Origin of the sequence: Streptomyces sp. NPDC085481 (assembly GCF_044541845.1) — a bacterium.
Classification (GTDB): Bacteria; Actinomycetota; Actinomycetes; order Streptomycetales; family Streptomycetaceae; genus Streptomyces.
Window position 1 is genome coordinate 258,493 of record NZ_JBITTJ010000001.1, and the last position, 12,855, is coordinate 271,347.

Genomic DNA, 12,855 nt, shown 5'->3' on the forward strand with positions numbered 1-12,855 from the left:
TATCGCGCGGCGGCGCCGCCCCCCACCACTCCATTACCGGTGCCCCCGCGCGTCACGCGCGGACGATGCCCTGGGCCCTGGCGGCGGCGAGCCAGGCCGGGAACTCGGCGACGAGCCGGTCGTACAGCTCCGCGTCCGGGACCCGGCGCGGGTCCTTGCCCGCGTGGAAGAAACCGGCGTTGTCCACGGGCCGCTTCGCCGGCACGGCCAGCTCGTCGAGCCGGCGCAGGAAGTCGAACTGGCGGCTGTCCGGGTCGCCGAACCCGACGAACTGCCAGAAGATCGGCAGCCGGGCCGCCTTGCACACGTACCGCTCGGCGGCGAGCTTGTTGATCGGCCCGCCGTCGGTCTGGAAGACGACGAGCGCGGGCGCACGGGTGCCGCTGTCGAGGTAGTGGTCGATGACCGCGTCCATGGCCAGGTGGTAGCTGGTCTTGCCCATGTGGCCGAGGCCCGCGACGATCCGGTCGACGCGGCCCTGGTGGTCGGCGAGCGCGATGTCGGTCTCGCAGTCGATGTCCGTGGAGAAGAAGACCACCGGCACCCGGCCGTCGTCGTCGAGGTGCGCCGAGAGCCCGAGCACCCGGTCGGCGAGGGCCTGGACGCTGCCGTCGGCGTAGTACGGCTTCATGGAACCCGAGTAGTCGACGACGAGGTAGACGGCGACCCGCTCGCCGGCCGGCCCGTGCGGCCCGCCCGCGCCGTCTCCCATGCCGTGCCGCCGCAACGACTCCCCGGCCGTCTTGTACAGGCTGACCAGGGCGGGCGCGGTCTCCTCGACCTTGCGCAGGCTCAGGGGCACGGGCGGTTCCTCTCCAGCTCCTCGATGTCCGCGAGCATGGCGTCGGCCAGGTCGCGCTCGGCGGCGTAGTACCGCTCGGCCCACTTGAGGGTGAGCAGGGGGTACGCCCACGCCTCGTCCGCCCCGGCGTCGGCGACGTCCGCCTCGGCGCGCAGCCGCATGGTCTCGGCGAACTCCCGGTGCCCGGCGAGGATCTCGCGGCTCCGGTCGGGTTCCACGAGGTGACCGAGCCAGAGCCGCAGCATCGGCCCGTGCTTGAGGACGGGCGGGTCGAGGGGGGCGGTGCGGGCCCAGGTCCGCACGGCGGCCAGGCCCTCGCCGGTGATCCGGTAGACGCGCTTGTCGCGGGTGCCGCTCTCCGGCGCGACCAGGCGGGAGGTGGCGTAACCGGCCCCCTCCAGGCGCTTGAGCTCGCTGTAGATCTGGCTGAAGGACGGGCTCCAGTAGAACAGGCTCAGCGACCGGTCCGACCACTTCTTCAGGTCGTAGCCGGACAACTCCCGCCCGAAGGAGAGCAGTCCGAGCACCGCCCAGCTGGTCGCGGGAAGCGCGGGCACCTTCTCGTCGTCCACCACGGACGGCAGTCTACGGCCCTTCCCTCCTCCACCTATGCCTGCTAGAAGTATTTCGATTAGGCATTCTGAAGAGGCATATCCACTCGCTCGCCTATCGGTTCCGGGAGGAGCTCCCCGTGAAGTTCTCGATGATCTTCGAAGCACAGCTCGTCGACCCCACGCCCGCCCGCGAACACCAGGTCATCCGCGACTGCGTCGAACAGGCCGTCCACGCCGAGGAGATGGGCTTCGACCGGATCTGGGCGGTCGAACACCACTCCCTCACCCAGTACGCGCACATGAGCGCGTCCGAGATCTTCCTGACCTGGGTCGCCGCCCGCACCCGCACCATCCGCATCGGACACGGCGTGGTCACCATGCCCTTCGGCTACCAGCACCCGGTCCGGGTCGCCGAACGCGCCGCCATGCTCGACGTGCTCTCCGGCGGCCGGGTCGACATCGGCGCCGGCCGGGGCGCGACCCGCCAGGAGATGCGGATGTTCGGGGTCCGCCCCGACGACACCCGCCCGCAGACGGAGGAGGCGCTGCGGATCCTCGCCGCGGCCTGGCGCGAGCCGGAGTTCGAGTGGCACGGCACCCTCGACATCGGCCCGGGCGCCGTCCTGCCCCGCCCGGTGCAGCATCCGCACCCGCCGCTGTTCATGGCCTGCTCCCAGCACGACTCCCTCAAGCGCGCCGCCGAACTCGGCATCGGGGCCCTGGTGATGGGGTTCGCGGGCGCCGACGACGTCCGCGCGATGCGCAAGGTGTACGACGAGGCCATCGCCGTGCGGGACGGCTCGCACCTGGTCTCCACCCAGGTCAACGACCACTTCTCCGCGCTCTGCCCGACCGTCGTCCTGGACGACGCCGCCCGCGCGCTGCGGCTCGGCACCCGCGGCCAGCGCTTCTTCGCCGAGTCCATCGCCCACTGGTACGGCGGCGCCCCCGCGCCCACCGGCTACGCGGAGGACGAGGACCACGCGGGCGCGCTGGAACGGGAGCGGCGGGAGCTGGTGGCCCGGCTGCACGAGGCGGACATCCCGGCCCGGCCGGTCGACACCGGCACGTACAACACCGACCACGCCTACGGGGACGCCGGCACGGCCGTCGCGTACGTGGAACGGCTGCGGCGGATCGGTGTCGACGAGGTGATGTGCCTGATCCAGATGGGGACCGTGCCCCAGGACGTCTGCATGGAGACCATCCGCCAGTGGGGCGAGAAGGTCATCCCCCACTTCCGCGCGCTGGAGGCGACGTCGTGAGCCGCCTCCAGGACAAGGTGGTGATCGTGACCGGCGCGGCCCGCGGACAGGGCGCGGCCGAGGCCCGGCTCCTGGTGGCGGAGGGGGCGCGGGTCGTGCTCACCGACGTACGGGAGGAGGAGGGCCGCGCGGTGGCCGCCGGACTGGGCGGCGGCGCGGCGGTGTTCGTCCGCCACGACGTGACGTCACCGGAGGACTGGGGCGCGGCAGTGGCCAGGGCCCTGGGGTCGTTCGGCCGGATCGACGGGCTGGTCAACAACGCGGCCCTGTGGCGGACCGCGCCCGTGGAGTCGGAGACGTACGACAACTTCGAACTGCTCCTGCGGGTCAACCTGTTGGGCCCGTTCCTCGGCATCCAGGCGGTTCTGCCGGCGCTCCGGGAGGCCGGCGGGGGCTCGATCGTGAACGTCTCGTCGACCGCGGGCCTGGTCGGGATCGCCGGCCACGCGGCCTACGGCTCGTCCAAGTTCGGGCTCCGCGGCCTCACCCGGTCCTCGGCGCTCGACCTCGCGCCGTACGGCGTCCGCGTCAACTCCGTCCATCCCGGCGCCGTCGACACCCCCATGACGGCGGCGGTAGCGGGCCGGGACTGGTCGCACGTGCCGCTGGGCCGGATGGGCCGGCCGGAGGAGGTCGGGGAGCTGGTGGCGTTCCTTCTCTCGGACGCGTCGTCGTACGTGACGGGCGCGGCGTTCACGGTGGACGGGGGGCTGACGGCGTGACGACCGACCCGCTCACCCCCGCGGCCCGCGCGCTGTGCGACGCCCTGTCGGCGGGCTTCCCCCGTCCCGAGGCGGGCGCGGCGGCACTGCGCGCAGCGGCCAGGGCGCACCTCGGCGAGCTGCCGCCCGCGGCCGGGGCGTCGGCGCACGGCGTCCCGGTCCGCCGCTACGAGGGCACCGCCGACACGGTCGTCGTCTTCGCGCACGGCGGCGGCTGGGTGCTGTGCGACCTGGACACCCACGACCGCCTGTGCCGCGCGCTCGCTTCCCGTACCGGCGCCACCGTGGTCTCCGTCGACTACCGCCGCGCCCCCGAACACCGCTTCCCCGCCGCCGAGGACGACGTGTACGCGGCCCTGGAGTGGGCGGCCGCCGCCTACCCGGGCCGCCCGCTCGTCCTGGCCGGCGACTCCAGCGGCGGCAACCTCGCGGCGGCGGCCGCCCTGCGCGCCCGCGCCCGTGGCGGCCCGCCGGTGGCGGGACAGCTCCTGGTCTACCCGGTCCTCGACCACCGCCTGGAGGGGCCCTCGGCCAGGACGTACGCCGAGGGCTTCTTCCACACCACGGCCCACATGCGCTGGTACTGGCAGCAGTACGTGGGCCCCGGCGGCGACCCGGCCGCCGCCTCCCCGGGCCTCGCCGCCGACCTCAGGGACCTCCCCCCGGCCCTCCTCGTCCTCGCCGACTGCGACCCGCTGCGCGACGAGGGCCTGGCCTACGCCCGCCGCCTCTCCGCGGCGGGCGTGCGGGCCCGGGTCCAGCTGCACACCGGCATGTTCCACGGCTTCCTGGGCGGCGCGGGCCTGCTCCCGGAGGCGGACGAAGCACTGGACGCGGCGGCCGCCTGGCTGTCCGCCCTCAGCCGGTGACGACCGTCGCCCCTCCCGCGCCTTCGCCCGCGGTGTCATCGTTCTCACCACGCGGCTCACCGGCCGCGCCCCCGCCGTCGAAGGAACCGTGGACCCCGATCACGTCGTTCTCTGCTCCGAGGAGCCCCACCTGACCGAGGAGGAGGTCCTGGGCAGGCTCCGGCCGTACGCCCGGCTCTTCGACCTCGCAATTGCCGACCACCGCCACCGGAGGCCCACGCCCATGAGCTCATCCGTGCCGTACACCGAGCAGAACAAACCCCTCACCGAGGCCGCCGGATACTTCCTGTGGGAGCTGCGCCGTGAGGGCGACTGGTCGTACGAGGTGACCGGCGAGTGCCCCGGGTGCCGGTGTGTGATGACGAAGTCCTGGCCGTACGGGCAGCACACGACCACCAAGGGGCCGTTCAGCCGGCGGCAGCGGCCGGAGGAGGACGACGGGCCCTGGTTCACCAAATGCACCTGCGCGTCCGTGCACGTGAACCGGCCTGAGGGGGTGGAGCGCGGGTGCGGGGCCGGGTTCTGGATCGCGTTTCCGCCGCAGGGCCTGCCGCGGTGAACGAGTTCACGCCGGAGCAGCTCCGGGACGCCGACGACCGGGCAGCGGAGATGGCCTCCCCGCCGCAGCAGCTGAAGGCCGCGCTTCAGCAGGCGGAGGGGTACCGCAACTTCCTCACCACCCTCACCGGGCTGCTCACCGTGATCTTCGTGCTGAAGGGGCAGGAGAATCTGGGCAAGCTGACGGCGGGGCCGAAGTGGACCGTGATCGGGCTGCTCTCCGGGGCGTTCCTGCTGCTGATCACGGCGTCCTGGATGATGGTGTCCGCCGTCCACGAGCGGCCCGGCCGGACCCGGCCGCTCGGGGCCGTACAGATCCTGCGCTACGAGCGGGATCGCGCTCGTACCGTACGGCGGATGACCGACTGGGCCCGCTGGCTCGGGCTCGTCGCCGTGCTCGCGGTGGCGGCGGCCGCGCTGGTGACCTGGATCGTGCCCGGCGCCACGTGACGTCGCCCCGCCCCGGCCCGGCTCGGGGCCGGGGCACCGGCCGGCGGGCCGGACGCGCCGCGGCGCTCGCCCAGTTCGTCCGGTCGGGGACAGGTGGGGCGAGCGCCGCGCTCAGTTCCGCACGTCGTTGTACGGGACGTCTGTGGGGTGGTTCCGGCCGGTCAGACCGTCAGTGCACGGTCCGTCGGGCGGATCGGGGCCGGCAGGGAGCTGGCGCCCGTCAGGTAGCGGTCCACGCCACGGGCGGCCGAGCGGCCCTCGGCGATGGCCCAGACGATCAGCGACTGACCGCGGCCGGCGTCACCGGCGACGAAGACGCCATCGACATTGGTGGCGAAGTCCGCGTCACGGGCGATGTTACCCCGCTCGTCGAGGTCCAGACCAAACTGCCCGACCAGGCCGTTCTCCACGTCCGTGCCGGTGAAGCCCATCGCGAGGGTGACCAGCTGGGCGGGGATCCTGCGCTCCGTGCCCGGCTTCTGGGTCGGCTTGCCGTCGACGAACTCGACCTCGACCAGGTGCAGGAACTGGACGTTGCCCTCGTCGTCGCCCTCGAAGTGGGTGGTGGAGACGGAGTAGACCCGCTCGCCGCCCTCCTCGTGCGCCGAGGTGACCTTGTACAGCATGGGGAAGGTCGGCCAGGGCTGGCCCGGGTTCCGCTCCTCGCCCGGCCGCGGCATGATCTCCAGCTGGGTGACGGAGGCCGCGCCCTGGCGGTGCGCCGTACCGACGCAGTCGGCGCCGGTGTCGCCGCCGCCGATGACGACGACGTGCTTGCCCTCGGCCGAGATCGGCGAGGACACGAAGTCGCCCTCGACGACCTTGTTGGCGAGCGGCAGGTACTCCATCGCCTGGTACACGCCCTTGAACTCACGGCCCGGGACGGGCAGGTCGCGGGCGGTGGTGGCGCCGGCGGCGACGACGACGGCGTCGAACCGCTTGCGCAGGTCCGTCGCGGTCAGGTCGCGGCCGATCTCGATGCCGGTGCGGAACTTGGTGCCCTCCGCGCGCATCTGCTCGATGCGGCGGTTGATGTGCCGCTTCTCCATCTTGAACTCGGGGATGCCGTAGCGCAGCAGACCGCCGATGCGGTCGGCCCGCTCGTACACGACCACGGTGTGCCCGGCCCGGGTCAGCTGCTGCGCGGCGGCGAGACCCGCCGGGCCGGAGCCGATCACCGCGACGGTCTTGCCGGACAGGCGCTCGGGCGCCTGCGGCCGGACGTCGCCGCCGTCCCACGCCTTGTCGATGATCGAGACCTCGACGTTCTTGATGGTGACGGCCGGCTGGTTGATGCCGAGCACGCACGCCGCCTCGCACGGAGCCGGGCACAGGCGGCCGGTGAACTCCGGGAAGTTGTTGGTCGCGTGCAGCCGCTCCGACGCCGCCGACCAGTCCTCGCGGTAGGCGTAGTCGTTCCACTCGGGGATGAGGTTCCCCAGCGGGCAGCCGTTGTGGCAGAACGGGATGCCGCAGTCCATGCAGCGGCCGGCCTGCTTGCTGATGATCGGCAGCAGGGAGCCGGGAACGTAGACCTCGTTGAAGTCCTTGACTCGCTCGCCCACCGGCCGGGTCTTGGCGACCTCGCGCCCGGTGGTCAGGAAGCCCTTGGGGTCAGCCATGGGTCGCCGCCTCCATCATCTTCTCGGTGGTCTCGGCCTCGGAGAGACCGGCGAGCTCAGCGGCGTCCTTGGCGGCGAGCACTGCCTTGTACGTGGTGGGGATGATCTTGCTGAAGCGGGCCGCGGCGGTGTCCCAGTCGGCCAGCAGCTTCTCGGCGACGGTCGAGGCCGTCTCCTCCTGGTGGCGGCGCACCACGTCGTGCAGCCACGCCTTGTCGGTGTCCGACAGGGCCTCGACGGCGCCCAGGTTGCCGGAGTTGACGTTGTCCCGGTCGAGGTCGATGACGTACGCGACGCCGCCGGACATGCCGGCCGCGAAGTTGCGGCCCGTCTCGCCCAGGACGACCGCCTGGCCGCCGGTCATGTACTCGCAGCCGTGGTCGCCCACGCCCTCCGAGACGACCAGCGCGCCGGAGTTGCGGACGCAGAAGCGCTCGCCGGTGCGGCCGCGCAGGAACAGCTCGCCGCCGGTGGCTCCGTACGCGATGGTGTTGCCCGCGATGGTGGAGTACTCGGCCAGGTGGTCGGCGCCCCGGTCCGGGCGGACGATCACGCGGCCGCCGGAGAGGCCCTTGCCGACGTAGTCGTTGGCGTCGCCCTCGAGGCGGAGGGTGACACCGGCCGGCAGGAAGGCGCCGAAGGACTGGCCGGCGGAGCCCGTGAAGGTGATGTCGACGGTGTCGGCGGGCAGGCCCGCGCCACCGAACTTCTTCGTCACCTGGTGGCCGAGCATGGTGCCGACCGTCCGGTTGATGTTGCGGATCGCGACCTGGGCGCGGACCGGCTGGGCGGCCTCGGCGGACTCGGCGTTCAGGGCCTCGGCGGCGAGCTCGATCAGCTCGTTGTCGAGGGCCTTCTCCAGGCCGTGGTCCTGCTCGACCAGGGCGTGGCGGACCGCGCCCTCGGGCAGCGCCGGCACGTGGAACAGCGGCTCCAGGTCCAGGCCCTGCGCCTTCCAGTGGGAGACCGCGCGGCTGGTGTCGAGCAGCTCGGCGTGGCCGACCGCCTCCTCCAGGGTGCGGAAGCCCAGCTCGGCGAGGATCTCGCGGACCTCTTCGGCGATGAACCGGAAGAAGTTGACGACGAACTCGGCCTTGCCGGAGAAGCGGTCGCGCAGGACCGGGTTCTGCGTGGCGATGCCGACCGGGCAGGTGTCCAGGTGGCAGACGCGCATCATGACGCAGCCGGAGACGACGAGCGGCGCGGTCGCGAAACCGAACTCCTCGGCGCCGAGCAGCGCGGCGATGACGACGTCGCGGCCGGTCTTGAGCTGGCCGTCGGTCTGGACGACGATCCGGTCGCGCAGGCCGTTGAGCAGCAGCGTCTGCTGGGTCTCGGCGAGGCCGAGCTCCCAGGGACCGCCCGCGTGCTTGAGGCTCGTGAGCGGCGAAGCGCCCGTACCGCCGTCGTGGCCGGAGATGAGGACGACGTCCGCGTGGGCCTTGGAGACACCGGCGGCGACCGTGCCGACGCCGACCTCGGAGACCAGCTTCACGTGGATGCGGGCGGCCGGGTTGGCGTTCTTGAGGTCGTGGATCAGCTGGGCCAGGTCCTCGATGGAGTAGATGTCGTGGTGCGGCGGCGGGGAGATCAGGCCGACGCCGGGCGTCGAGTGACGCGTCTTGGCGACCCACGGGTAGACCTTGTGGCCGGGCAGCTGGCCGCCCTCGCCGGGCTTGGCGCCCTGGGCCATCTTGATCTGGATGTCGTCCGCGTTGACCAGGTACTCGCTCGTCACGCCGAAGCGGCCGGAGGCGACCTGCTTGATCGCGGAGCGGCGCGCCGGGTCGTAGAGGCGGTCCGGGTCCTCGCCGCCCTCACCGGTGTTGGACTTGCCGCCCAGCTGGTTCATGGCGATGGCGAGGGTCTCGTGGGCCTCGCGGGAGATCGATCCGTACGACATGGCGCCGGTGGAGAAGCGCTTGACGATCTCGGAGACCGGCTCGACCTCGTCGACGGAGATGGCTTCCCGGTCGGACGCGAAGCCGAACAGGCCGCGGAGCGTCATGAGCCGCTCGGACTGCTCGTTCACCCGCTCCGTGTACTTCTTGAAGATGTCGTACCGCTTGGAGCGCGTGGCGTGCTGGAGGCGGAAGACGGTCTCCGGGTCGAACAGGTGCGGCTCGCCCTCGCGGCGCCACTGGTACTCGCCGCCGATGTCCAGGGCGCGGTGCGCCGAGGGGACGCCGGTGGCGGGGTACGCCTTGGCGTGGCGGGCGGCGACCTCCTTGGCGACGACGTCGAGGCCGGCGCCGCCGATCTTGGTGGCGGTGCCGTTGAAGTACTTCTCGACGAAGGCGGTGTCGAGGCCGACGGCCTCGAAGACCTGGGCGCCGCGGTAGGAGGCGACGGTGGAGATGCCCATCTTGGACATGACCTTCAGGACGCCCTTGCCGAGGGCGTAGATCAGGTTGCGGATGGCCTGCTCGGGCTCCAGGCCCTCGATGAAGGTGCCGGCGCGGACCAGGTCCTCGACGGTCTCCATGGCGAGGTACGGGTTGACGGCGGCGGCGCCGTAGCCGATGAGCAGGGCGACGTGGTGGACCTCGCGGACGTCACCGGCCTCGACGAGCAGGCCCACCTGGGTGCGCTGCTTGGTGCGGATGAGGTGGTGGTGGACGGCCGCGGTGAGCAGCAGCGACGGGATCGGCGCGTGCTCGGCGTCGGAGTGCCGGTCGGAGAGGACGAGGAGGTGGGCCCCGCCCTCGATCGCCGCGTCGGTCTCGGCGCAGATCTCCTCGATGCGGGCGGCGAGCGCGTCGCCGCCGCCGGAGACCCGGTAGAGGCCGGAGAGCGTCACGGCCTTCATGCCGGGCATGTCGCCGTCGGCGTTGATGTGGATGAGCTTGGCCAGCTCGTCGTTGTCGATCACCGGGAAGGGCAGGGTGACGCTGCGACACGACGCGGAGGTCGGGTCGAGCAGGTTGCCCTGCGGGCCGAGCGAGGAGCGCAGGGAGGTGACGAGCTCCTCCCGGATGGCGTCCAGCGGCGGGTTGGTGACCTGCGCGAAGAGCTGGGTGAAGTAGTCGAAGAGCAGCCGGGGGCGCTCGGACAGGGCCGCGATCGGCGAGTCCGTACCCATGGAGCCGATCGGCTCGGCGCCGGTGCGGGCCATCGGGGCGAGGATGACGCGGAGCTCCTCCTCGGTGTAGCCGAAGGTCTGCTGGCGGCGGGTGACCGAGGCGTGGGTGTGCACGATGTGCTCACGCTCGGGGAGGTCGGAGAGCTCGATCTCGCCGGCCTCCAGCCACTCCGCGTACGGCTTCTCGGCGGCGAGGCCGGCCTTGATCTCGTCGTCCTCGATGATGCGGTGCTCGGCGGTGTCGACGAGGAACATCTTGCCGGGCTGGAGGCGGCCCTTGCGGACGACCCTGGCGGGGTCGATGTCGAGGACGCCGACCTCGGAGGAGAGCACGACGAGGCCCTCGTCGGTGACCCAGTAGCGGCCGGGGCGCAGACCGTTGCGGTCGAGGACCGCGCCGACCTGGGTGCCGTCGGTGAAGGTGACGCAGGCGGGGCCGTCCCAGGGCTCCATCATCGTGGAGTGGTACTGGTAGAAGGCGCGGCGGGCCGGGTCCATGGAGTCGTGGTTCTCCCACGCCTCGGGGACCATCATCAGGACCGCGTGCGGCAGCGAGCGGCCGCCGAGGTGGAGCAGCTCCAGGACCTCGTCGAAGGAGGCGGAGTCCGAGGCGTCGGGGGTGCAGATCGGGAAGATCCGCTCCAGCTCGCCCTCGCCGAACACGTCCGAGACGAGCTGGGCCTCGCGGGCGGTCATCCAGTTCCGGTTGCCCTTGACGGTGTTGATCTCACCGTTGTGGGCGACGAAGCGGTACGGGTGGGCCAGCGGCCAGCTCGGGAAGGTGTTGGTGGAGAACCGGGAGTGGACCAGGGCCACGGCGGAGGCGCAGCGGCGGTCCGACAGGTCCGGGAAGAAGGGCTCGAGCTGGCCGGTGGTCAGCATGCCCTTGTAGACGATGGTGCGGGCGGAGAGCGACGGGAAGTAGGTCCCGGCCTCGCGCTCGGCGCGCTTGCGCAGGACGAAGGCCTTGCGGTCGAGCGCGATGCCCGCGTTCTCGCCGTCCGCCACGAACAGCTGGCGGAAGACCGGCATGGTGCTGCGGGCGGAGGCGCCGAGCAGCTCGGGGGCGACGGGGACCTCGCGCCAGCCGAGGACGTCCAGGCCCTCTTCGGCGGCGATCGTCTCGATCCGCGAGACGGCCTGTGCGGAGCCGTCTGCGGGAAGGAAGGCGATGCCGACGGCGTAGGAGCCGGCGTCGGGAAGGGCGAATCCGGTGACCTCGCGCAGGAACGCGTCCGGGACCTGGAACAGGATGCCGGCGCCGTCTCCCGAGTCGGGCTCGGAGCCGGTGGCGCCGCGGTGCTCGAGGTTGCGCAGTACGGTCAGCGCCTGCTCGACCAGCGTGTGGCTGGCTACACCGGTGAGGGTGGCCACGAACCCGACACCACAGGCGTCGTGTTCGTTACGGGGGTCGTACATCCCCTGCGGGGCGGGGCGACCGTCCATGGGCGACCAGGCGTCGGAACGCATCGGCTCTCCCGTCGTCGTCGTGGCATATGCAGCAGCCGAGGGACGACGTTGGCCCTCCGCGAAATTTCGTGCAGGTTACATGATGGCTGGCTTCTCGGAAAGTGGATAGCTCATTCCAGCATGCGGACACCGCCGATACGGGCGGTGTCGTGTGGTTCAGCTGTGGGGCACGGCAACTACGGGGTTTCCCGGTGTTTCCGTGAGGGACGGCTCGATGTTCCGGGGGTCTCCGGCGACCCGTCGCAAGAGCGGGCTTCATTGCCCGCGGCGCTTACGCCTCATGCCCGGTGGTCCGGGATCCGAAACCGCCGAGTAACCGGCTAGTTATGTGGCGCTGTGCATAGTGTCGCACCGGAAGGCCGGATCCGCTCAGGGATATACGTCACAGAGACAGGGGCCGGCGTCCGTGCGTTCCTACCTGCCCGGGGTACGTGCCGGGGGCACGGGAAAGGGCCTCCGGGGAATCCGGAGGCCCTGTAGGGGCCGCTCAGGCCGAAGGGGTACGGGAGGGCTGGAGGTCCCGCCGGGGCCGCTCAGGCCCAACGGGGTACGGCACGACCGCTACACCGCCGCACCGAAGAGCATGCCGAGTCCGTAGGTGACGGCCGCGGCGGCGCCGCCGAGGACGAGCTGGCGCAGCCCGCTGAACCACCAGCTGCGGGCGGTGACCCGGGCGACCAGGGCGCCGCAGGCGAACAGCCCGAGCAGCGCGAGCAGCACGGCCGGCCACAGCGCGGTCGCCCCGAGCAGATACGGCAGTACGGGCAGCAGCGCGCCGAGCGCGAACGAGCCGAACGACGACACCGCGGCGACCATCGGCGACGGCAGGTCGTCGGGGTCGATGCCCAGCTCCTCGCGGGCGTGGATCTCCAGCGCCTGCTCCGGGTCGCGCGACAGCTGCATCGCGACCTCGCGGGCGAGCGCGGGCTCGACGCCACGGGAGACGTAGAGCGCGGCCAGCTCCTCCATCTCGTCGATCGGGTGCTTGCGCAACTGACGACGTTCGACGTCCAGTTCGGCCTGGACGAGCTCGCGCTGCGAGGCGACGGAGGTGTACTCGCCGGCGGCCATCGAGAAGGCACCGGCCGCGAGTCCGGCGAGGCCGGTGATGACGACGGTCTGCGAGGAGACGGCGCCGCCGGCGACACCGGTCATGAGTGCCAGGTTGGAGACGAGTCCGTCCATCGCGCCGAAGACCGCGGGGCGCAGCCAGCCGCCGTTGACGTCACGGTGGGTGTGGTTGTCGCGGTGCGCCTCGTGAAGTGGTGCGACGGCTTCGATGATGGACATGCTTCTCCCCTGTCTTTCCTGCGGGTTCGGCGCGCCCGCCCCCTTGGACACTCTCGAAAATACGCGCGATGTAAGGGGCGCGCCAGCAAGGCAGGCCGTACTTAGTAAGGCTCGCCTTGGTGTGGGGACGGGAACCTGAGGCGCTGTCACCCGGGTGACAGAAACGTTTCT

At 71.8% G+C, this 12,855-nt stretch carries 10 protein-coding genes; 5 read left to right on the forward strand and 5 right to left on the reverse strand.

The annotated features are described in order from the left end of the window. Window positions 1–52 precede the first annotated feature (52 nt). Window positions 53–802: a vWA domain-containing protein gene (locus ACIGEZ_RS01225; RefSeq protein WP_399824481.1), complete on the reverse strand. Its 750-nt coding sequence runs from the start codon at window positions 800–802 to the stop codon at window positions 53–55. Next, window positions 793–1,377, reverse strand: a complete 585-nt coding sequence (locus ACIGEZ_RS01230) for a helix-turn-helix transcriptional regulator (RefSeq protein WP_399824482.1) — start codon at window positions 1,375–1,377, stop codon at window positions 793–795. The genes ACIGEZ_RS01225 and ACIGEZ_RS01230 overlap by 10 nt, the downstream gene beginning before the upstream one ends. A gap of 116 nt (window positions 1,378–1,493) precedes the next feature. Here ACIGEZ_RS01230 and ACIGEZ_RS01235 point away from each other — a divergent pair, with 116 nt between their 5' ends. From ACIGEZ_RS01235 to ACIGEZ_RS01255, 5 genes are all read left to right on the forward strand, one after another. Next, window positions 1,494–2,621 carry an LLM class flavin-dependent oxidoreductase gene (locus ACIGEZ_RS01235; RefSeq protein ID WP_399824484.1) on the forward strand — a complete coding sequence of 376 codons (1,128 nt, stop codon included), beginning with the start codon at window positions 1,494–1,496 and terminating at the stop codon, window positions 2,619–2,621. Further along, complete coding sequence (locus tag ACIGEZ_RS01240; protein WP_399824485.1) at window positions 2,618–3,343, forward strand: SDR family NAD(P)-dependent oxidoreductase; 726 nt, start codon at window positions 2,618–2,620, stop codon at window positions 3,341–3,343. Before ACIGEZ_RS01235 ends, ACIGEZ_RS01240 begins: the two co-directional genes overlap by 4 nt. Beyond that, window positions 3,340–4,212, forward strand: a complete 873-nt coding sequence (locus ACIGEZ_RS01245) for an alpha/beta hydrolase (RefSeq protein WP_399824487.1) — start codon at window positions 3,340–3,342, stop codon at window positions 4,210–4,212. The genes ACIGEZ_RS01240 and ACIGEZ_RS01245 overlap by 4 nt, the downstream gene beginning before the upstream one ends. 88 nt (window positions 4,213–4,300) lie before the next feature. Further along, the gene (locus ACIGEZ_RS01250; protein ID WP_399824488.1) at window positions 4,301–4,771 is read left to right on the forward strand and encodes a hypothetical protein; all 471 of its coding nucleotides are present in this window, start codon (window positions 4,301–4,303) and stop codon (window positions 4,769–4,771) included. Beyond that, complete coding sequence (locus ACIGEZ_RS01255; protein ID WP_399824490.1) at window positions 4,768–5,220, forward strand: hypothetical protein; 453 nt, start codon at window positions 4,768–4,770, stop codon at window positions 5,218–5,220. Before ACIGEZ_RS01250 ends, ACIGEZ_RS01255 begins: the two co-directional genes overlap by 4 nt. A gap of 161 nt (window positions 5,221–5,381) precedes the next feature. Here the strand turns inward: ACIGEZ_RS01255 and ACIGEZ_RS01260 are convergent, their stop codons facing one another. The 3 genes from ACIGEZ_RS01260 to ACIGEZ_RS01270 all read right to left on the reverse strand — a co-directional run bounded on the left by ACIGEZ_RS01260 (window position 5,382) and on the right by ACIGEZ_RS01270 (window position 12,684). Next, the gene (locus tag ACIGEZ_RS01260; RefSeq protein WP_399824491.1) at window positions 5,382–6,842 is read right to left on the reverse strand and encodes a glutamate synthase subunit beta; all 1,461 of its coding nucleotides are present in this window, start codon (window positions 6,840–6,842) and stop codon (window positions 5,382–5,384) included. Continuing rightward, the gene (gltB, locus tag ACIGEZ_RS01265) at window positions 6,835–11,394 is read right to left on the reverse strand and encodes a glutamate synthase large subunit (RefSeq protein ID WP_399824493.1); all 4,560 of its coding nucleotides are present in this window, start codon (window positions 11,392–11,394) and stop codon (window positions 6,835–6,837) included. The genes ACIGEZ_RS01260 and gltB overlap by 8 nt, the downstream gene beginning before the upstream one ends. 561 nt (window positions 11,395–11,955) lie before the next feature. Continuing rightward, window positions 11,956–12,684 carry a VIT1/CCC1 transporter family protein gene (locus ACIGEZ_RS01270; protein ID WP_399824495.1) on the reverse strand — a complete coding sequence of 243 codons (729 nt, stop codon included), beginning with the start codon at window positions 12,682–12,684 and terminating at the stop codon, window positions 11,956–11,958. Window positions 12,685–12,855 lie beyond the last annotated feature (171 nt).